This window comes from Haloarcula sp. MBLA0138, from assembly GCF_055632455.1.
On sequence record NZ_CM145746.1, the window covers coordinates 1,721,857 to 1,740,268 of the forward strand.

General features: G+C 70.6%; 18 protein-coding genes. 13 read left to right on the plus strand and 5 right to left on the minus strand.

The features are described from left to right. The first annotated feature begins 31 nt into the window (after positions 1–31). From ACV7JO_RS09225 to ACV7JO_RS09240, 4 genes are all read left to right on the plus strand, one after another. Complete coding sequence (locus tag ACV7JO_RS09225) at positions 32–502, plus strand: DUF7109 family protein (protein ID WP_470353117.1); 471 nt, start codon at positions 32–34, stop codon at positions 500–502. Between the two features lie 50 nt (positions 503–552). Further along, positions 553–1,170, plus strand: a complete 618-nt coding sequence (locus ACV7JO_RS09230) for an NUDIX hydrolase (RefSeq protein WP_470353118.1) — start codon at positions 553–555, stop codon at positions 1,168–1,170. Between the two features lie 65 nt (positions 1,171–1,235). After that, complete coding sequence (locus tag ACV7JO_RS09235) at positions 1,236–2,021, plus strand: DUF7388 family protein (protein WP_470353119.1); 786 nt, start codon at positions 1,236–1,238, stop codon at positions 2,019–2,021. Continuing rightward, positions 2,022–3,119 (plus strand): NAD(P)/FAD-dependent oxidoreductase, encoded by a 1,098-nt coding sequence (locus ACV7JO_RS09240; protein WP_470353120.1) that lies wholly within the window; start codon positions 2,022–2,024, stop codon positions 3,117–3,119. It begins immediately after the preceding gene. Between the two features lie 30 nt (positions 3,120–3,149). On the opposite strand, the gene ACV7JO_RS09245 is transcribed toward ACV7JO_RS09240, so the two are convergent. Together ACV7JO_RS09245 and ACV7JO_RS09250 are read right to left on the minus strand one after the other, a co-directional pair. Then, positions 3,150–3,629, minus strand: a complete 480-nt coding sequence (locus tag ACV7JO_RS09245) for an Hsp20/alpha crystallin family protein (RefSeq protein ID WP_470353121.1) — start codon at positions 3,627–3,629, stop codon at positions 3,150–3,152. Next, on the minus strand, positions 3,626–3,784 hold the full coding sequence (locus ACV7JO_RS09250) for a DUF7559 family protein (protein ID WP_470353122.1): 159 nt from the start codon (positions 3,782–3,784) through the stop codon (positions 3,626–3,628). Before ACV7JO_RS09250 ends, ACV7JO_RS09245 begins: the two co-directional genes overlap by 4 nt. Positions 3,785–3,888: 104 nt before the next feature. Here ACV7JO_RS09250 and ACV7JO_RS09255 point away from each other — a divergent pair, with 104 nt between their 5' ends. The 4 genes from ACV7JO_RS09255 to ACV7JO_RS09270 are packed head-to-tail and all read left to right on the plus strand — an operon-like array spanning position 3,889 to position 8,873. Further along, positions 3,889–4,680, plus strand: coding sequence for a DUF429 domain-containing protein (locus tag ACV7JO_RS09255; protein WP_470353123.1), 792 nt, complete (start codon positions 3,889–3,891; stop codon positions 4,678–4,680). Positions 4,681–4,724: 44 nt separating this feature from the next. After that, complete coding sequence (locus ACV7JO_RS09260; protein WP_470353124.1) at positions 4,725–6,623, plus strand: ABC transporter ATP-binding protein; 1,899 nt, start codon at positions 4,725–4,727, stop codon at positions 6,621–6,623. A 60-nt stretch (positions 6,624–6,683) separates the two neighbouring features. Beyond that, on the plus strand, positions 6,684–7,106 hold the full coding sequence (locus tag ACV7JO_RS09265) for a hypothetical protein (RefSeq protein WP_470353125.1): 423 nt from the start codon (positions 6,684–6,686) through the stop codon (positions 7,104–7,106). Positions 7,107–7,157: 51 nt separating this feature from the next. Next, on the plus strand, positions 7,158–8,873 hold the full coding sequence (locus ACV7JO_RS09270; RefSeq protein WP_470353126.1) for a radical SAM protein: 1,716 nt from the start codon (positions 7,158–7,160) through the stop codon (positions 8,871–8,873). A gap of 10 nt (positions 8,874–8,883) precedes the next feature. On the opposite strand, the gene ACV7JO_RS09275 is transcribed toward ACV7JO_RS09270, so the two are convergent. After that, positions 8,884–10,623, minus strand: a complete 1,740-nt coding sequence (locus ACV7JO_RS09275; protein WP_470353127.1) for a histidine kinase N-terminal 7TM domain-containing protein — start codon at positions 10,621–10,623, stop codon at positions 8,884–8,886. A gap of 172 nt (positions 10,624–10,795) precedes the next feature. Between ACV7JO_RS09275 and ACV7JO_RS09280 the strand changes: the two genes are divergently transcribed. The 5 genes from ACV7JO_RS09280 to ACV7JO_RS09300 all read left to right on the plus strand — a co-directional run bounded on the left by ACV7JO_RS09280 (position 10,796) and on the right by ACV7JO_RS09300 (position 16,346). Further along, positions 10,796–12,616, plus strand: coding sequence for a flippase-like domain-containing protein (locus ACV7JO_RS09280; RefSeq protein ID WP_470353128.1), 1,821 nt, complete (start codon positions 10,796–10,798; stop codon positions 12,614–12,616). 232 nt (positions 12,617–12,848) lie between these two features. Further along, the gene (locus ACV7JO_RS09285) at positions 12,849–13,805 is read left to right on the plus strand and encodes a transcription initiation factor IIB (RefSeq protein WP_470353129.1); all 957 of its coding nucleotides are present in this window, start codon (positions 12,849–12,851) and stop codon (positions 13,803–13,805) included. Between the two features lie 73 nt (positions 13,806–13,878). Beyond that, complete coding sequence (locus ACV7JO_RS09290) at positions 13,879–14,769, plus strand: methyl-accepting chemotaxis protein (RefSeq protein WP_470353130.1); 891 nt, start codon at positions 13,879–13,881, stop codon at positions 14,767–14,769. A gap of 37 nt (positions 14,770–14,806) precedes the next feature. Then, positions 14,807–15,835 (plus strand): DNA-methyltransferase, encoded by a 1,029-nt coding sequence (locus tag ACV7JO_RS09295; protein WP_470353131.1) that lies wholly within the window; start codon positions 14,807–14,809, stop codon positions 15,833–15,835. 88 nt (positions 15,836–15,923) lie between these two features. After that, a complete protein-coding gene (locus tag ACV7JO_RS09300; RefSeq protein WP_470353132.1) occupies positions 15,924–16,346 on the plus strand; it encodes a DUF7575 domain-containing protein in 423 nt (140 codons plus the stop codon). Between the two features lie 16 nt (positions 16,347–16,362). On the opposite strand, the gene ACV7JO_RS09305 is transcribed toward ACV7JO_RS09300, so the two are convergent. Both ACV7JO_RS09305 and ACV7JO_RS09310 read right to left on the minus strand, forming a co-directional pair. Continuing rightward, positions 16,363–17,529 carry a 3-dehydroquinate synthase II gene (locus tag ACV7JO_RS09305; RefSeq protein ID WP_470353133.1) on the minus strand — a complete coding sequence of 389 codons (1,167 nt, stop codon included), beginning with the start codon at positions 17,527–17,529 and terminating at the stop codon, positions 16,363–16,365. 75 nt (positions 17,530–17,604) lie between these two features. Then, positions 17,605–18,408, minus strand: a complete 804-nt coding sequence (locus ACV7JO_RS09310; RefSeq protein ID WP_470353134.1) for a 2-amino-3,7-dideoxy-D-threo-hept-6-ulosonate synthase — start codon at positions 18,406–18,408, stop codon at positions 17,605–17,607. Between the last annotated feature and the right edge of the window lie 4 nt (positions 18,409–18,412).

An 18,412-nucleotide genomic window follows, 5' to 3' on the forward strand; every position in this document is an offset into this window, starting at 1 on the left:
GCTCAAGCCCCTCGCCCGCGCGGACTCGGACATGGACCCGTCACCGGACGAACTCGCCGGCGTCGTCGACGTGGTCGGCCCGCTGACCCGCGGGGAACTCGCGGAGGCCTGCGCCGAACTCGCCTTCAAGCGCGGCGCGGACGCCGACCCGGCGGCCTTCGGCGACGCCATCGACGCGGCGGTCGACTCTTATCACCTCGTCGCCGTCGCCGACCACGACGCGGAGGGGGTCGACCCCCTGCTCGCGGTCGGGCCGACGGCGTTTCCCGCGCTCCCGGACGGCGCGGCGGACCTCCCGCACATCATGGACGTGCCCGAGCGGACGCTGCCGAGAGAGCGCGTCGCGGCGGCCGTCGAGTCGCGGTTCCGCGAGGACGCCGCGCGGGCCGTCACCGACGGCGACCGCGAGCGAATCGACCGGCTGCTGGACGCCAGCTACGACCTCGAAGCGTGGGGCCCGGTCGACCTGCGGAGCGCGCGCGAGCGACTCGACGACGCCTGAGCCGGCACGCGGACCCACGCGATTAAGAGCGTCCACGCCGTTCGTCCGGTATGGAGTTCGACCGGATACGGGCACACGACCCGCTGGCCGTCGACGACGAGCCACAGTCGGCGGCCGTCGTCGCGCCGGTCGTCACCCGTCCGGAGGGCGAGGCCGTCCTGTTCACGAAGCGGGCCGACCACCTGCCCGACCACCCCGGACAGATGTCTTTCCCCGGCGGCGGCCGAGAGCCGGAGGACGAGGACCTGCTCGCGACGGCGCTACGCGAGGCCAACGAGGAGATCGGGCTGGACCCGCGGGCGGTCAACGTCGTCGGCCGACTGGACGACATCCGCACGGTGACCCACTACTCGGTGCGCCCCTTCGTCGGCCGCATCCCGGACCGGGACTACCTCCCGACCGACGAGGAGGTCGCCGAGGTGGTCCCGCTGCCCGTGTCGGAACTCACCGACCCCGACAACTACGAGTCCGAGCAGCGCGACCACCACCACTACGGCGAGATACGGCTGCACTTCTTCTACGTCGACGGTTACACCGTCTGGGGCGCGACCGCTCGGATGCTCGTCCAGTTGCTCGAACTGGGCACCGACTGGGACGTCCCGCCCGAACCCGACCGCTACACCGGGCCGGACGACGACCTGCCCGAGCGCGTCCGGGACCAAGTCTGAGCGAGCGCCGCCGTGCGGGCCGGGAGCGACAGGACTTTGCGCCACACCGCCGATACTACACCGACATGACGACACTCGCGGGTGCGACGCTGCCCGACCTCGGTGTCGACGCGGTCGCGCTCAAGCCCACGGAGACCGACCTCGTTGCGGCCGCCGACCTCGCGGTGGAGACGCTCGCGGTCGACTACGAGGGGGCGGCGGCTGTCCCCGACGCCGAGACGCTGTCGGCGCTCGCGGCATCGGCCACCGTCCGCGTGACCACCCCGGTACGGGCCGACGGTTTCGACCCGCTGGGCGACGACGGAGCCGTCGCCGACCTCCCCGACGGCGTCGGGCGCGTCCTCGTGGCGGGCCACGGCGACTACCTCACGGAAAGCGAGCGCGAGCGTGCCGTCGCGCCGCGGTTGCGGGCCGCCGCGGCCGACGCCGACGCGCCGTGGGTGGGGACCGACGGCATCGAGCGCGTGGCGCTGGCCGTCGGCGGGACCCAGTACGACCTCCTCTCTCGGACCACCGCGCAGGAGGTCCGGGCGCTGCGGGCGGCGGGGTTCGACGGTGGGGTGGCCGTCTACGCGCCGCTGGTCGCGACTGACGACGAGGACGCCGCGCTCGACGCGCTGGGGCCTTACGTCGCCCGGCGCGGCCCGGTCCGGCGGGCGCTCCCCGACGACGCCGCGACCGGCGCGGCCGCCGAGGGGCGCGCGCGGGAGGTCCTCCGGCAGGCGGTCCGGGACTACGGACTGGTCGGCGCGCCGGGGGCGGTCGCCGAGCGCGTCGAACGACTCCGCGAGGCAGGCGTCGACACCGTCGTCGCGTACCCGGCCCGCGGGCTGGACCCGCTCGGGCGATAGATGCGGGTCGCCGTCGTCGGCGGCGGGGCGGTGGGACTCGTCGCGGCCGGGGACCTCGCGGCCCGCGGCGCGGCGGTGACGCTGTACGAGCGAGACACGCCGGGCAACGGCGCGACCGGGCGCGCGGCCGGTATCTGCTACGACGCCTTCGCGGACCGGACCGACGCCGCCGTCGCCGGCCGCGCGCTGACTCGGTACCGCGAGTGGGGCCTGCTGACCGACCGCCCCTACGTCTGGGTGGCCCGCGACGAGAGCGACGCGGCCGCCGTCCGCGAGCAGGTCGCGGGGATGCAGGACTGCGGCGTCGACGCCGCGCTCGTAGACCCGCCCGACCTCGGGGAGCGGTATCCGGCGCTCCGAACCGAGACGGTGACCGCGGCCGGCGTCGCCCGTGACGCCGGGACCGTCGACCCCGAAGCGGTCGCGGCGGCGCTGGCCGACCGGGCGCGGGCCGCGGGCGCGACCGTCGAGACGGGGACCGAAGTGTCGCTCGCGGCGGCGACGACGGTGTCGACGCCCGACGGCGAGGTCGACTACGACGCCGTCGTGGTCGCGGCCGGCCCCGCGACGAAGCCGCTGGCGGCCGCCGCCGGCGTCGAACTCCCGCTGAAGACCTACCGGGCGCAGGCGCTGGTCACCGCCGCCGTCGACGCCGACCTGCCGTCGCTGTACGACGCCGCGCGGGAGTTCTACTGGCGGCCCCGCGACGGCGGCCTGCTGGTCGGCGACGGTGCCCACGAGGTCGACCCAGACGACTGGGACGCCGCGGCCGACCCGGCGTTCGTCGACGCGTCGCTGCGGCGGGTGGCCGAGGCGACCACGCTCGACCCCGCCGTCGAGCGGTCGTGGGCCGGCCTCTGTACGGCGACGCCGGACCGGGACCCCCTCCTCGGCCGCGTCGCCGACGGCCTGTGGGTCGCAACCGGGTGGCAGGGCCACGGCCTGATGCGCGCGCCGGCCGTCGGCGAGTACGTCGCCGCACGACTGCTCGACGGGGAGTGGGGGGTCGCGCCGGGACTGCCCGAGCGGGTCGACCCGACCCGCTTCGACGGGGGCGAGACGTTCGACGCGCTGGGGGACCCGACGCGGGACTGGTGAGTGTATACGTCGTAAAACAGCGGATGCGGTTCAGTCGTCAGCGTCGTCGTCCGCGCCAACGTCCGTTTGAACGTCGACAGCGCCGTCCGCGTCGTCGGTGCCGCCAGCGTCGCCCGTCTCGTCCGCGTCGTCGAGCGCCGCCGTCTTCGGGACGCGAACGTGGAGCGTCCCGTCGTCTCGCAGCGTCGCCGTCGCCGTCTCCGGGTCGACGACGGCGTCGTCGGGAAGAGTCACGCGGCCGTCGAGTGCCAGCCCGCGGCCGGGGTAGCGCATCTCGAACTCGTCGTAGAACTCCCGGAAGCGGTCGACCCGGACCTCGATGCTGTCGTCGACGTATCGGACTTGGATGTCACTGGCGGTCGCACCGGGCGCGTCGAAGACGACGAGGTAGGCGTCGTCGGACTCCAGCAGGTCCGCCGGCAGCGGCTTGTTCTCTTGGACACGCCCCGCGGCGCGCCCGATGTTCTCGAAGATGGCGTCCCCGATGGACTCGCCCAGTCCGCGCATCATAGCTCGATGGCTTCGAGTTCCTCGGTCGTCCCGCAGTACGGACAGTCGAAGTCGGCGACGCCGACCGACTCCGGCATGTCGTAGGTGTAGTGCAACTCGAACATGTCGAGTTCGCAGTCGTCGTCGTTACAGACGATTTCGAGTGTAGTCGGCATGGTATTCCGTTGGTCGGTCAGCGACAAACCCCTTTCGGCGACCGCGGTCGCGGCCGCACTCTCCCGTCGGTAGATTGATAGTAGTACGTCGTGAGAGGCCCGGTATGGGTTCCGGTGTCCTTGGCGTGGACTTCAGCGGCGCGAGCGCGGCCGGGGACGCGCTCTGGGTGACTGAGGCCACGCGAACAGACGGGGGGTTGCGAGTGGACGACTGCTATCGCGCGGCCGATAGGTGGGGCCGCGACCGGGAGACGGCCCACGCGGCGCTGGTCGAGCGCGTCGCCGACGGGCCGGCCTGTGTGGGACTTGACTTCCCCTTCAGCCTCCCGCAGTCGCTGCTGGACGCGCAGTGTGACGGCGACTGGCGGGGGCTGCTGTCGTGGACCGCGAGCGACGGCGGCCCGACCGACCCCGACGCCTTCGCCGAGGCCTGTCGCCACACCGCCGAGATGGTCGCCGGCAAGCGCGCGCTGCGGCGCGAGACGGACTTCCGGCGGGGCGGCCTCTGCCCGTACGAGCGCCACGTCAGGAGCATGACCTTCTACGGCCTCCGGGACGTGCTGGGCCGGCTCGCCGACGCGCCGGACGTGGCCGTCGCGCCGATGCAGGGCCGCGGGGCCGACACCGTCGTCTGTGAGGTGTACCCCGCGGCGACGTTCGGCTGGCTGGGCTGTTACCGCGAGGGGTACAAGACGACCGACGGCGCACGCCAGCGGCGGGCGGCGAACCTCGACGCGCTCGCGGACTGCGGCGTCGCCGTCGGCGACCACCGCGAGGCGTACCTCGACAGCCACGACGCGCTGGACTCGCTGGCCGCGGCCGTCTCGGCCGGCCGAGTCGCCAGCGGGGCCGGGGCGACGCCGGCCGAGACGCAGGAAGGCCACATCTACGTGTAGTCCGCAAGCCCGGAGTATTTCAGTTTCCGACCGGACTAGCCGGTATGGCCGACGAACACGGCGGCTTCGATGGCGTCCGGGAGAACGTCGACGGCCACCCGATGGTGAACCTCGTCGGCTACGCGACGCCGTACTGGCTCCGCCTCGCCGCGGGCGTCCTCGCGGCGTTTTGCACGCGGTTCGCCCGGCTCGTCCCGCCCATCGTCGTCGCCGCCGCCATCGACCGGGTCGTCCTCAGCAGCGGCGAGCCCGGACTGCTGACGGCGGCCGGGCTGTTGCCCGGGGGGACCATCACCGGCGAAGCGGCGAAGCTCGCTTTCCTCCGGCGGCTCGTCGCCGTCGCCGCCATCGCCTATCTCGTCCGGTCGGTGACCCGCTTCGCCTCGCGGTACCTCCTCCAGTCGACGGCTCAGAAGGTCCAGCGGGACCTCCGGAACGACACCTACGACCACCTCCAGCACCTCTCGCTGTCGTTTTTCGCCGACCACCAGACCGGCGGGATGATGTCCATCCTCAACAGCGACATCAACCGGCTGGAGTCGTTCCTGAACACGGAGTTCCGGCAGTTCATCCGGGTCGTCGCCACGGTCGGCGGCATCGCGGTCGTCCTCTACTGGCACTCGCCGACGCTCGCCGCCATCGCGCTCGCGCCCGTCCCCGTCATCGGCGTCGCCAGCGGCTACTTCCTGACGTGGATAGAGCCCCGGTACCGCTCGATTCGACAGACCGTCTCGCGGCTCAACACCCGGCTGGAGAACAACCTGAGCGGCGTCCCCGTCATCAAGGCTTTCGACCGCTACGACTTCGAGAACCGACGGGTGACCGAGCAGAGTCAGGCCTACCACGACGAGAAGGTAGCCGCGCTACGCATCCGGCGGGCCTTCTTCGCCGCCCTGCGCCTGCTCACCGGCGTCGTCTTCGTCGGCATCCTCTTCGTCGCCGGGAGAGACTTCGTCACCGCCGACGGGGAGACAATGCTCCGGGCCGGGACGTTCGCGCTCTTCTTCCTCTATCTCCGCCGGCTCTACTCGCCGATGCGCCGCGTCGGGAAGTCGGCGAACAAGTACCAACTCGCCAAGTCGAGCGCCGAGCGGGTCTTCGGCCTGCTGGGGCAGTCCCCGACCGTCACCGACCCGCCGGACCCCCACACCCCCGAGGACATCGACGGGCGGGTCGCCTTCGACGGCGTGACCTTCGGCTACGAGGCCGACCGGCCGGTGCTCGAAGACGTGTCGCTGGACGTGCCCGCCGGGGCGACCGTCGGGCTGGCGGGACCGACCGGCGCGGGGAAGTCCACCCTCCTCCAACTCGTCCCGCGCTTTCACGACGTGGACGCGGGCGCGGTCGAAGTCGACGGCGTCGACGTGCGGGAGTACGGCCTGCAGTCCCTCCGGGACAGCGTCGCCATCGTCGAGCAACAGCCATACCTCTTCTCGGGCACCGTCGCCGAGAACGTCGCCTACGGCGACCGCGAGGTGCTGGCCGGCGAGGCGGCCGGCGAGGAGCAGGCTCGCGACCGGGTCCGGGAGGCCGCCCGCGCCGCACAGGCCCACGAGTTCGTCGCGGCTCTCCCCGAGGGATACGACACCCAGATAGGCGAGCGGGGCATCAAGCTCTCGGGCGGCCAGCGCCAGCGGGTCGCCATCGCCCGCGCCCTGCTCAACGACCCCGAGATAATCGTCTTCGACGAGGCGACCAGCGACGTGGACACCGAGACCGAGGAGCGGATTCAGGCCAGCATCGAACGCCTCGTCGAGGACCGCACCGCCTTCGTCATCGCTCACCGCCTCTCGACGATTCGGGACGCCGACACCATCGCCGTCCTCGACGACGGCGAACTCGTCGAGCGGGGCAGCCACGCCGAGTTGCTGGCGGCCGGCGGGGACTACGCCGACCTCTGGGCCGCACAGGCCGACGAGAGTGCGGCGAGTGCGGACGACTGACCGCCTGCCGTGCCGGGGCCGGCGCGTGGTTTTATCCGTCCGCCGGCGGGGAGAGTCGACATGGTCGCCCGTCCGCCCCTCCTGTTTGGAACCGGCGAGCGCCGGCCGCGTCGCGTCCAGTTGCTCGCCAGCCTGTTCGCCGTCACGTTCGCCTGCTACGCCGTCGGCGTCTTCGAGACGACCGGCGGCGTCGTCTTCTTCCCGATGGACGCCGCCGCGGTCGGTACCGTCGCCGCGGCGTGGGTCGGCTACACGCGCCGGGGCCTCCTGACCGGGTGGCTGGCCGTCTACGCGGCGCTGCTGGCGGCCCGGGCCGACCACGCGCTGCTCGGGCAGTCCGGCGACGCGCCGGCGAGGCGGCTGGGGATGCTCCTCCGACTCGACGGACTGGCGTTCTACGGCGTCGAGGCGCTGGTCCTCGGGACGCTCGCCGTCCTTGTCGGTCGGCTGGCGCTGGCGGGCCACCGCGCGGTCGGTCGCTGAGGACAGCGGGGACCAGACACCGTTTTAGGCGTCGAGCGTCAACCCCGGCCCATGACAGACCCCGAGACGCTCTCCGTGACCATCGTCGACGGCTACGTCGACGAGCCCGCGCACTTCGGGGTCCCGCCGTACGTCTCGACGTACCCGCGCTACGCCGCCGGGGCGCTGGTCGACGCCGGCGTCCCCCGCGAGCGGGTCACGTACCACACCATCGACGAACTCCGCGACGACAACGAGCGGTGGCGCGACGTGGAGACGGCCGACCTGCTGGTGTACGTCGGCGGGATGACCGTTCCCGGGAAGTACGTCGGCGGGACGCCCGCCGAACCCGACGAGGTCCGCCGGCTGGCGTGGACCGCCGAGGGGACCTCGCTGATGGGCGGCCCCGTCCGCTTCGGCGTCGGCGAGGCCAACGAGGGGGCCAGCGAGACCGCGCGCGACGACCTCGACTTCGACTTCCTCGCGATGGCCGACGTGGAGGCGGCGGCCTTCGACCTCGTCGACTCCGGGCTGGAGGGGTTCAACGACCGCTACCGCTCGGTCGAGGAGGAGACGCGCTGGGCGCGGGCCGGCGCGTTCGTCGTCGAGCAACACCCCAACCACCCCGACTACCTCATCTGCGAGATGGAGACCTCGCGGGGGTGTCCGTACCGCTGCTCCTTTTGCACGGAGCCGATGTACGGCGACCCGGACTTCCGCCCGCCCGAGAGCGTCGTCGACGAGGTCGACGCCCTCTCGGACCACGGCGTGAGACACTTCCGCTTGGGCCGACAGGCCGACATCCTCGCCTACGGCGGCGACGGCGAGGCCCCGAACCCCGACGCGCTCCGGCGGCTCTACGGCGGTATCCGCGAGGTGGCCCCGGACTTGGAGACGCTCCACCTCGACAACATGAACCCCATCACCGTCGTGCAGTGGCCCGAGAAGGCCCGGGAGGGGATTCGAATCATCGCCGAGCACAACACCCCCGGCGACACCGCGGCCTTCGGCCTCGAATCCGCGGACCCCGAGGTGATGAGCGACAACAACCTCAACGTCACCGCCGACGAGTGTTTCGAGGCCGTGAAGGTCGTCAACGAGGTCGCGGGCTGGCGGCCGGACGGCGACAGGGACTCCGCCCCCAACTTCGGCGACGACGCGGCCCGCCGGCTCCCGAAGCTCCTGCCGGGAATCAACCTCGTCCACGGGCTGAAAGGCGAGCGAAAGGAGACCTTCGAACACAACAAGCGGTTCCTACAGCGGGTCTACGACGCCGGCCTCATGCTCCGCCGGGTGAACATCCGGCAGGTGATGGCCTTCGAGGGCACCGACATGGCCGACACCGGCGCGGAGATAGCCCACGACCACAAGAAGCTGTTCAAGCAGTACAAGCGGGAGGTCCGCGAGGAGATAGACAACCCGATGCTCCAGCGGGTCGCCCCGCCGGGGACGGTCCTGCCCGACGTGCATCTGGAGTACCATCAGGACGGCAAGACGTTCGGCCGACAGCTAGGAACCTACCCGCTTCTCGTCGGCCTCCCCGGCGAGCGTCCCCTCGGCCGCACCGTGGACGTGGCCGTCACCGACCACGGCTACCGCTCGGTGACCGGCGTCCCCTACCCGCTGGACGTGAACGCGGCGTCGATGGCGGAGCTGTCGACTATCCCCGGCGTCGGGCAGAGCCGCGCCGGCGACATCCTCGTCGGCCGCCCCTACGACGCGGCGAGCGAAGTGGGCGACGACCTCCGCCCGTTCGTCACCGCCGGGAACCCCGAGGGCGCGGACTGAGACGGCGCGGTCACGTCCCGTCGCCGCTACCGCGTCCGCCGTCCGCGACCGCCGTCTCTCGCCCGGCGTTGCCCGTCCCGCCGTCGACCTCTGCCGGGAGGTCGAAGAACAGCCCCTCGCGCCCGCCGTCGGCAAAGGCGAGTTCCCCGCCCAGCGTCTCGACGCCCCACTTGACGAGCCAGAGGTCGAGGTCCTGTATGTGTTCGAGTTGCGTCTCCGTCTCGCTGGTGATGACTGCTCGGTCGTCCGGGTGGATTCCGGGGCCGTCGGTCGTGAGGCCGACGGTCACCCACCCGCCGTGGCGCTCGACGGTCACGTCGAGTTCGTCGGCGTCGCCGGCGGCGTCCAACAGGGTCCGGGCGCTCGCGTCGACGACGGCCTCCAGCGTCCCGGGCTGGCAGTACAGGTCGCAGTCGGCCGGCGCGTCGACCGAGACGGCCAGCTCCTCGCGGTCGGCCCGTAACGCCTCGACGCGGTCACGGAGCAGGGCGGCGAGGTCGACCGTCGCGCGCGAGCCGCTGCCCTCGAACACGCGGTCGACCGCCCGGGCCTGCTCGCTCAGTTCGACCAGCGACTCGGCGTTGCCGACGATGGTCTCGGCGGCCGAGGCCACGTCCCCGCCGCCGCTATCGGCGACGTACTCGGCGTTTCCCATCACGACCGACATGGAGTTGCGGATGTTGTGTCGGACGACGCGGTTGAGGACGGCGAGGCGCTGCTGGCGGTGCTTCTCGTCGGTGACATCGTACAGCGAGACGGCGTGGCCGATGACGCGGTCGTGATGGTCCTCGACGGGCGCGGTCGTCAGGCCGAACTCCCGGCGTCCGCGCTCGGTCTCGATGGAGACCGGACCGGTCCCCCCGTCGGGGTCGAACTCGTCGACGCCGAGGCGGTCCCAGAGGTCCGTCTCGACGAGGGCGTCCGTCGACGCGCCGAACAGCGCCTCTGCGGCGGCGTTGGCGTCGACGATAGCCCCGCCAGTGTCGACGATGACGACGCTGTTGCCGAGGTCGTCGATGGCCGTCTGCGTGCCGAAGCGCTGGGTCGCCGGGACGAGGTCGAACAGGTCCCGCTGGAGCAGGGCGTAGCCGATGAGTATCGACGAGAGCGTGAACGTCACCGGCGTGAGGTTGATGGTCGGCAGCGGCTCCAAGCGGAGTATCCACTTCAGGTTGCTCGCGAGCGGCACGGTGGCGGCGACGGCGAGCGAGACGACCTGCCGGGTGTAGACGCCCCGGGAGAAGACCGCGACCTCGACGAGCAGGAGCAGGCCGGTACCGATGACAGCGTAGGAGAAGACGACGAAGACGACGAACCACGGACCGTAGTCGTACGTCGACGACGCCAGCCCGGCGACCGACCGCACCGCGTAGTCGGTCCACAGCAGGTGGTGATACGAGTTGGTCGCGGCGAAGACCGCGGTCAACACCGGTACGACGAGCAACAGCGCGACTGACCGCTGCGTGACGAGTTCGCCCCGGCCGGTGTACCGCAGCGCGAAGACGAGCCAGCCAGCCGCCGCGACGCCGGCGACGCCGTAGTGCGGAATCTCCAGCAGGCGGTGCAGTGCCGGGTCGTAGACGAACAGGGAGAGGAGGTACGACCCTATCCAGACGGCACCGATACAGAGCAACACCCGGTAGGCACCGACGCCCGGGACGGTGTCGCGGTCACCGAGCACGGCGACGACGGCGAGCGTCGCGAGCAGCGAGCAGACCATCCCGCCCGCGATGACAGTGCCGATGACCATTCGAATACCGGTAGTGGGGCTCGAACCCGGATAACGATGTCCCTACCGCCGACGGCGTGCGGGCCGCTCGCGCTCGCCCGCTTCGTAACGATGTCCTTACCCGCGACAACGACGGCGTACCGCGTTCGGGCTATCAGAAAGCTCTTGACGCCGCTCGGACTATCCGGGGTCAATGACCGACGTCGAGGTGAGCGTCGTCCTCCCCGCGTACAACGAGGAGGACACCATCGAGCGGACCGTCACGGTGACGCTCGAGACGCTCGCTTCCTTCCTCCCCGCCGGTAGCTTCGAGGTTATCGTCGCTGAGGACGGCTGTGACGACCGCACGCCCGCCATCGCCGACCGGCTGGCCGCCGCCGACGACCGGGTGCGCCACGTCCACAGCGACGAGCGCCTCGGCCGGGGCGGCGCGCTGGCGCTCGCCTTCGAGCGCGCCCGCGGCGAGACGCTGGCGTACTTCGATACGGACCTCGCCACCGACATGCGCCACCTGGAAGAACTCGTCGAGTCCGTCCGGACCGAGGGGTACGACGTGGCGACCGGCTCCCGCTGGCTGCCCGAGAACCGCGCCGACCGGCCCGCCAAGCGCGGCGTCCCCAGCCTCGGCTACAACACGCTCGTCCGGACCTTCCTCCGGTCGGACTTGCGGGACCACCAGTGCGGCTTCAAGGCCTTCGACCGCGCGGCGCTCGACAGTTTGCTCCCGCAGGTCGGCGACGACCACTGGTTCTGGGACACGGAACTGCTCGTCAAGGCCCAGCGCGAGGGGTTCCGCGTCAAGGAGTTCCCCGTTGACTGGACGCCCAAGGGGGACTCGAAGGTCGACATCGTCCGAGACGTGTTGGGCATGGGGAGCCAGATTCTCCGGACGTGGTGGGAGCTGTCGGTCAGCCCGCGCATCACCCCCCGCGTCTCGCTGGGGGCCGGCACCGCGCTCGTCGTCGTTGCCCTGCTGTTGATGACCCAGTACCTCGACCCCCGGGACGTGCTGGCTCGGATGGCCGACGCCAGCCCGGAACTCGTCGCGGTCAGCGGGGCCGTCTACGCGCTCTCGTGGCCGCTTCGCGGGGTCCGGTACCGCGACATCCTCGCCTCGACGGGCCACCGCGAGCGGTGGGGATTTCTCACGGGCGCGATATTCATCAGCCAGACCGGCAACCTCGTGTTCCCCGCCCGCGCGGGCGACGCCGTCCGTGCCTACGTCGTGAAGGCGCGGCGCTCGATTCCGTACCCCACCGGCTTCGCCTCGCTGGCCGTCGAACGGGTGTTCGACCTGCTGACCATCACGCTGCTTGCCGGCGTCGTCATGGTCGGGTTGGCCGCGACCGGCTCCGTCGACCCGCTCCTGACGGCGCTGGCCGGCGGGACCGTCGGGGGCGACACCGCCGCCAGCGGGCAGACGGCCGTCGTCGTCGCCGCGGCCGTCGGGGCGGCCGCCATCGCCGCCGTCCTCGTCATCGTCGCCAGCGCCCGCACGGACCGGAACTACGTCCGGGCGGCGGTGGGACGGCTGAGCGACGACTCCTACGCCGACTACGTCGCGGGCGTCGTCGAGCGCTTCGTCGGCGACGTACAGACCGTCGCCGCCGACGGCCCGGCCTTCGCCCGCGTCGGTCTCGGGAGCCTCGGCATCTGGACGCTAGACGTGGTGACGGCGCTGGTGGTGTTCGCCGCCTTCGGCTTCGAGGTGACGGCGTCGCTGGTGGCCGTCTCGTTTTTCGCGGTCAGCGTCGGCAACCTCGCCAAGGTCCTCCCCCTGACGCCGGGGGGCGTGGGCCTCTACGAGGGCGCGTTCACCGTCATCGTCGCGCCGCTGACTCCGGCGGGCGTGACCGCCGCCCTGAGCATCGCCGTCGTCGACCACGCGGTGAAAAACGCCGTCACCATCGTCGGCGGCGTGGCCTCGATGGCGTGGCTCAACGTCTCGTTGACGACGGCCGTCGAGGAGTCCAAAGCCGCCGGCGAGGTCGACGCCGAGGCCGACGCGCAGTAGCGGTCGCCGCGTCCGCCCGACGGCGAGCGCCGCCCCCGTGAGACGGCCGGTCCTTCACGATTGATATTTGAACCCCCGTGTGGACGGTACACAGACGCGCTTTTCGGGACGTGACTCGGCAGTCTCGCTCCGGATACCAAAGATTTTAAATCTCTTTCGAACCGACTCAGTGTTACCGATTGCCGCCGGGTTCTACGGCCCGTCCTACCCGGTGAGCACCCGCCTTCGCACCATGAGCGAACACACACGAACGCGACAGCGAACAGAGGAAGAGACGACGGAATCGACGTCGACCGCCTGCCCGGAGTGCTCGGGCACGCTCGTCATGGACGACGAACACGGCGAGACGGTCTGTGAGGACTGCGGACTGGTCGTCGAGTCCGACGAGATAGACCGCGGCCCCGAGTGGCGCGCGTTCGACGCCAGCGAGAAAGACGAGAAGTCCCGCGTCGGCGCGCCGACGACGAACATGATGCACGACAAGGGGCTCTCGACCAACATCGACTGGCGCGACAAGGACGCCTACGGCAATTCCCTGTCGGGCAAGCAGCGCCAGAAGATGCAGCGCCTGCGCAAGTGGAACGAGCGGTTCCGCACGCGCGACTCCAAGGAGCGCAACCTCAAGCAGGCCCTTGGCGAGATAGACCGCATGGCATCCGCGCTCGGCCTCCCCGAGAACGTTCGCGAGACGGCGAGTGTCATCTACCGCCGCGCGCTCGACGAGGACCTCCTGCCCGGCCGCTCCATCGAGGGCGTCTCGACGGCCTCGGTGTACGCCGCCGCTCGGCAGGCCGGCGTCCCGCGGTCGCTCGACGAGATTACCGACGTGTCCCGGGTCGAGAAAAGCGAGATCGCCCGCACCTACCGCTACGTCGTCCGGGAACTCGGACTGGAGGTCAAACCCGCCGACCCCGAGAGCTACGTCCCGCGGTTCGCCTCCTCGCTGGAACTGTCCGACGAGGCCGAACACCGCGCCCGACAGCTGCTCCAGAACGCCAAAGAGCAGGGCGTCCACTCCGGGAAGTCCCCCGTCGGACTGGCCGCGGCCGCCGTCTACGCCGCCGCGCTGTTGACCAACGAGAAGACGACCCAAGCCGCCGTCAGCGAGGTGGCCGACATCTCCGAGGTCACCATCCGCAACCGCTACCACGAACTGCTGGAAGCCGAGCAGGACCTCCCGGTCGCCTGAGACGACGGCGAATAGAATCAGCCCTGATAACGACGGAGATACGTTTAATCCGCTGGCCCGTTCGGTCACACGTATGGCATCAGATACGGGTGACGGCGGACAGTCTCTCGGCGGGTCGAGCAGTATCTCCGCGGGCGACGTGGGCGGTGCGATAGACGAGCTTCTCAGGGCCTCCGAGAACGTCTCGGAGAGTTCACAGGAGATAAGCGACCTCGCCAACCAGCAGTCGGACAACATGCGCGAGGTCGCCGGCGAGGTGTCGAACCTCTCGGCGACCGTCGAGGAGGTCGCCTCCTCCGCACAGCAGGTCAAACAGGTCAGCGATACGGCTCGTGACCTCGCCGACGAGGGCCGCGAAGTGGCCGACGACGCCATCGCAGCCATGCAGTCCGTCGACGAGGCCAACAGCGACGTCTCCGAGGACGTCGACCAGCTCCGGGACCGCATCGACGAGATAGACGACATCGTGGAGGTCATCAACGACATCGCCGACCAGACGAACATGCTGGCGCTCAACGCCTCCATCGAGGCCGCCCGCGCCGGCGAGGCCGGGGAAGGGTTCGCCGTCGTCGCCGACGAGGTCAAATCGCTGGCCGAGGAGTCCCAGCAGAACGCGACCGAGATAGAGCAGTTGGTCTCGAACATCAAGGCCGACTCGGCCGACACCGTCGAGAGCATCGAGCGCGCCAACGAGGAGGTCGAGGCCGGCATCGAACAGGTCGAACGCACCGTCGACATCCTCCGGGACATCGACGAGGCCGTCGAGGAGGCCGCCCGCGGTGCCGAGGAGGTCGCCTCCGCCACCGACGAGCAGGCCGCCTCGACCGAGGAAGTGGCGAGCATGGTCGACGTGACCGCCGAGAACGCCGAGGAAGTCGCCGAGGAGATAGAGCAGATAGCCGCAGCCAACGAGGAGCAGACGGCGAAGATAAACGAGCTGAAGTCGATGGTCGACACCCGCTGACCGCAAGACACGAGTCCCACCCCGCGCTTGTCCGGGTATGGAGACGACACACCGGGTCGTCGCCGGCGACGCCCGGGACCTGCCGCTGCCCGACGACAGCGTCGAACTCGTCGTGACCTCGCCGCCGTACCCGATGATAGAGATGTGGGACGAGGTGTTTTCGGACCTCGACCCCGCCGTCGGGGCGGCGCTGGAGGACGACGACGGCGACCGGGCGTTCCGGCTGATGCACGACGTGTTAGACGAGGTGTGGGCCGAGGTCGTCCGCGTCCTCGTGCCCGGCGGCATTGCCTGCGTCAACGTCGGCGACGCCACGCGGTCGATGGCTGACGGCTTCCGGTCGTACCCGAACCACGCCGAGGTGACCGGCCGGCTGACCGACCGCGGCCTGCGGGCGCTGCCGGACATCCTCTGGCGCAAGCCCGGCAACAGCGCCGCGAAGTTCATGGGGTCGGGGATGGTCCCGCCCAACGCCTATCCGACGCTGGAACACGAGCACATCCTCGTGTTCCGCAACGGGGACCACCGCCGGTTCGAACCGGGCAGCGACCGCCGCTACGAGAGCGCGTACTTCTGGGAGGAGCGCAACGAGTGGTTCTCCGACCTCTGGGAACTTCGCGGCGAGCGACAGGCCGTCGACGAGGGGCTCCGGGAGCGCTCGGGCGCGTTCCCGCTGACGGTCCCTTACCGGCTGGTCTCGATGTTCTCTATCTACGGCGACACCGTGTTGGACCCCTTCCTCGGGACCGGCACGACCACGCAGGCCGCTGCGGTCGCCACCCGGAACTCCGTCGGCGTCGAGCGCGACGCCGACCTGTTGGGGGCGCTGGAGGAGCGAATCGCGGCGACGCCGGCCCGCTCCCGAGAGGTCACGGAAGAGCGGCTGGCCGACCACCGCGAGTGGGTCACACAGCGCCGCGAGGACGGGGACGAACCCGAATACGAGGCCGAACACTACGACTTCCCGGTCACCACGAAACAGGAGCGCCGCGTCCGCCTGTACGCCGTCGAAGAAGTCGAGTCGACCGACGAGGGGTACCGCGCCACCCACGCGCCCGTCGAGTGAGCGGGCGCGACGGACCGCCAGCGTCCGGTGCCGGGACGAGCGCCGGCAGACGGAAGTTATACCACGCTCGGGCGGCGAACTCCGAGCCATGACTGATGCGGGCCGCAAGCGGCCGTTGTTCGCGGCGGTGCTCTCGGTCCTCTACCCCGGACTGGGCCACGTCTACCTGCGGGAGTGGCTTCGCGCGGTACTGTGGTTCGGACTGGTCTGGAGTTCGACGATGCTGCTGGTCAGCGAGGAGACGCTGGCGCAGTTCGGCCGGCTATCTCTCGACGGGGCGCGGGCCGGCTACGAGGCGATGGGGCTGGAGGTCCAACTCGCCCTGCTCGCGCTGACCGCGCTGAGCGTGGCCGACGCATACTGGATAGCGTCGAAGGCCAACGCTACGGCCGAGGTCGTCGAGGGCCGGACCTGTCCGAACTGCGGGAAGGAACTGGACGAGGACCTGACGTTCTGTCACTGGTGTACGACCGAACTCGAACCGATCGACCCCGACGGCGACGGTCAGTAGCGGTCCGAACCGCCGCTCACTTCTCGATGATGGACTCCTCTATCTGCTCGCCGAAGTGCGTCGCGGTGTCCTCGTAGTGGACCAGCACCTCGTCGCCGGGTTCGAGGTCCGTCACGGCGGTCCGGCCCTCGCGGGTGCTGACCTTGATTGTCTCGGCGTTCTGGAGCAGCGTCTCGATACGGTCGCCGTCCTCCGTCTCGGCCTGCACCCGGAACATCGGGCGCTTCTCTATCTTCGCGCGGCCGACGATGGCCTCGCGGGTGTGACCCTCGGTGTCGACTATCTGGACCTCGTCGCCCGACTGCAGTTCCGAGAGGTACTTGGTCCCGCCGTCGGGGGTGCGGACGTAGGCGTGGACCGCGCCGGCGTTGACCCGGAACGGCCGGGAGGCAACGTACGGCGACTCGGCGGTCTCCGCGTGGACGAAGAAGAGCCCGCGGGCCATCGACCCGACGAGCATCCCCTCGTCGTGTTCCATCAGGTTGCCGGTGTCGATACAGACCCGGTCGGCGGAACTGGTCTGCTCCACGGCGGTTATCTCGGCGTACTGGAGGTCGAGTTGCTCGCGGCCCAACTCGTCGCGCACCTCGACGGTCCGGCGGATTTCGTCGACGTCGTCGGTGTCGAGCAGGACGCCGTCGGCCCCCAGTTCTAGCGTCTCGTAGGCGGTGCGGGCGTCCTCGGCCGACCGGACGCCGGTGACAAGTTCCGTCTCGTCGCCGACGCGAGCGATGAGGTTCTCCAGCGGGATAATCTGCCAGTCCTCGCCGATGACGATGGTGTGGTCGGCCTCGGTGGCGACGGCCTCGGCGAAGGCCTCGTAGTCCTCGTCGAAGATGCGGACGTAGCCGGCCTCGGGCGCGCCCCCGTCCTGCCGGAGCGACGAGAGGTCGGCCGACCCCGAGAGGTCGGCGGGCAGGTCGACGGTGCCGTCGCCCTCGCCACCCTTCCCGACGACGGTGGCGTCGGCGTCCGAAACGTCGCCCTCGGCGTCTAACACGTGAACGTCGCCGTTCGTGAACGCGGCCACGTCGACCGCGCCGAGTTCGCGGACCCGCTCGACGTCGGCCTCGTCGACCAGCACCCAGTCGACGCCGGCCTCGATGCCGGCGGTGATGCGCCGCTTTCGCGTCTCCCAGTCGCCGACCTCGTCGTCGGCTTTGAGCCACACGCTTCGTGTCATGGCCCCACGTCCGCAACGGTAGGGCTTGAACGTGGCGGAACGCGCGACGGGGGCGTCCCGCCGCCGGCAAAACAGTCAGGCTTCGACGGTCAGTTCGGCCTCGCGCAGCGCCGCCGCCGCGTCACTGTCCTCGTGGACGACGCTGGCGACGGCCCGCGTAATTCCCTCGGGGTCCTCGTGCTGGAAGATGGACCGTCCCATCGAGACGCCGGCGGCACCGGCGTCCATCGCGCCCCGCACCATGTCGAGCGTCTCCTCGTCGGTGCCGCGCGCGCCGCCGGCGATGACGACCGGCAGCGACGTGGACTCGACGACGTGTTGGAACGAGTCGGCGTCACCGGTGTAGCCGGTCTTCACCACGTCGGCTCCGAGTTCCTCGGCGAGGCGGACGGCGTGGCCGACGGCCTGATTGTAGTCGTCGGCCTCGCTGTCGATGTCCGGACCGCGGGCGTAGGCCATCGCCAGCACCGGCAGGCCGTAGCGTTCGGCCTCGCTGGTGAGGTCCGAGAGGGCGGCTATCTGTTCGCGCTCGTACTCGCTGCCGACGTTGATGTGGAAGGAGACGGCGTCGGCTCCGACCCGGACCGCGTCCGTGACGGTCCCGGTCCGTCGCTTGTCGTTCTCGTCGGGGCCGATGGTGGTCGAGCCGTTGAGGTGGGCGATGTAGCCAGCGTCGTTCTTGTTCGGGTGGACCCGGTCGGCGATGCCCCGCTGCGTGAGAACGGCGTCCGCGCCGCCCCGCGTAATCGCGTCGATGGTCGATTCGATGTCTTTCAGCCCGGTCACGGCACCCATGGTTACGCCGTGGTCCATCGGGACGACGACGTAGCGGTCGTCTGTCCCGATTCGGTTCAGTCGTGCGCGTGTGCCTACGTTCATGTTA

Coding starts and splice junctions, on each gene's coding strand:
- ACV7JO_RS09225 (WP_470353117.1), top strand. CDS start 32: ATGGACCCGTCACCGGACGAACTCGCCGGCGTCGTCGACGTGGTCGGC.
- ACV7JO_RS09230 (WP_470353118.1), top strand. CDS start 553: ATGGAGTTCGACCGGATACGGGCACACGACCCGCTGGCCGTCGACGAC.
- ACV7JO_RS09235 (WP_470353119.1), top strand. CDS start 1,236: ATGACGACACTCGCGGGTGCGACGCTGCCCGACCTCGGTGTCGACGCG.
- ACV7JO_RS09240 (WP_470353120.1), top strand. CDS start 2,022: ATGCGGGTCGCCGTCGTCGGCGGCGGGGCGGTGGGACTCGTCGCGGCC.
- ACV7JO_RS09245 (WP_470353121.1), bottom strand. CDS start 3,629: ATGATGCGCGGACTGGGCGAGTCCATCGGGGACGCCATCTTCGAGAAC.
- ACV7JO_RS09250 (WP_470353122.1), bottom strand. CDS start 3,784: ATGCCGACTACACTCGAAATCGTCTGTAACGACGACGACTGCGAACTC.
- ACV7JO_RS09255 (WP_470353123.1), top strand. CDS start 3,889: ATGGGTTCCGGTGTCCTTGGCGTGGACTTCAGCGGCGCGAGCGCGGCC.
- ACV7JO_RS09260 (WP_470353124.1), top strand. CDS start 4,725: ATGGCCGACGAACACGGCGGCTTCGATGGCGTCCGGGAGAACGTCGAC.
- ACV7JO_RS09265 (WP_470353125.1), top strand. CDS start 6,684: ATGGTCGCCCGTCCGCCCCTCCTGTTTGGAACCGGCGAGCGCCGGCCG.
- ACV7JO_RS09270 (WP_470353126.1), top strand. CDS start 7,158: ATGACAGACCCCGAGACGCTCTCCGTGACCATCGTCGACGGCTACGTC.
- ACV7JO_RS09275 (WP_470353127.1), bottom strand. CDS start 10,623: ATGGTCATCGGCACTGTCATCGCGGGCGGGATGGTCTGCTCGCTGCTC.
- ACV7JO_RS09280 (WP_470353128.1), top strand. CDS start 10,796: ATGACCGACGTCGAGGTGAGCGTCGTCCTCCCCGCGTACAACGAGGAG.
- ACV7JO_RS09285 (WP_470353129.1), top strand. CDS start 12,849: ATGAGCGAACACACACGAACGCGACAGCGAACAGAGGAAGAGACGACG.
- ACV7JO_RS09290 (WP_470353130.1), top strand. CDS start 13,879: ATGGCATCAGATACGGGTGACGGCGGACAGTCTCTCGGCGGGTCGAGC.
- ACV7JO_RS09295 (WP_470353131.1), top strand. CDS start 14,807: ATGGAGACGACACACCGGGTCGTCGCCGGCGACGCCCGGGACCTGCCG.
- ACV7JO_RS09300 (WP_470353132.1), top strand. CDS start 15,924: ATGACTGATGCGGGCCGCAAGCGGCCGTTGTTCGCGGCGGTGCTCTCG.
- ACV7JO_RS09305 (WP_470353133.1), bottom strand. CDS start 17,529: ATGACACGAAGCGTGTGGCTCAAAGCCGACGACGAGGTCGGCGACTGG.
- ACV7JO_RS09310 (WP_470353134.1), bottom strand. CDS start 18,408: ATGAACGTAGGCACACGCGCACGACTGAACCGAATCGGGACAGACGAC.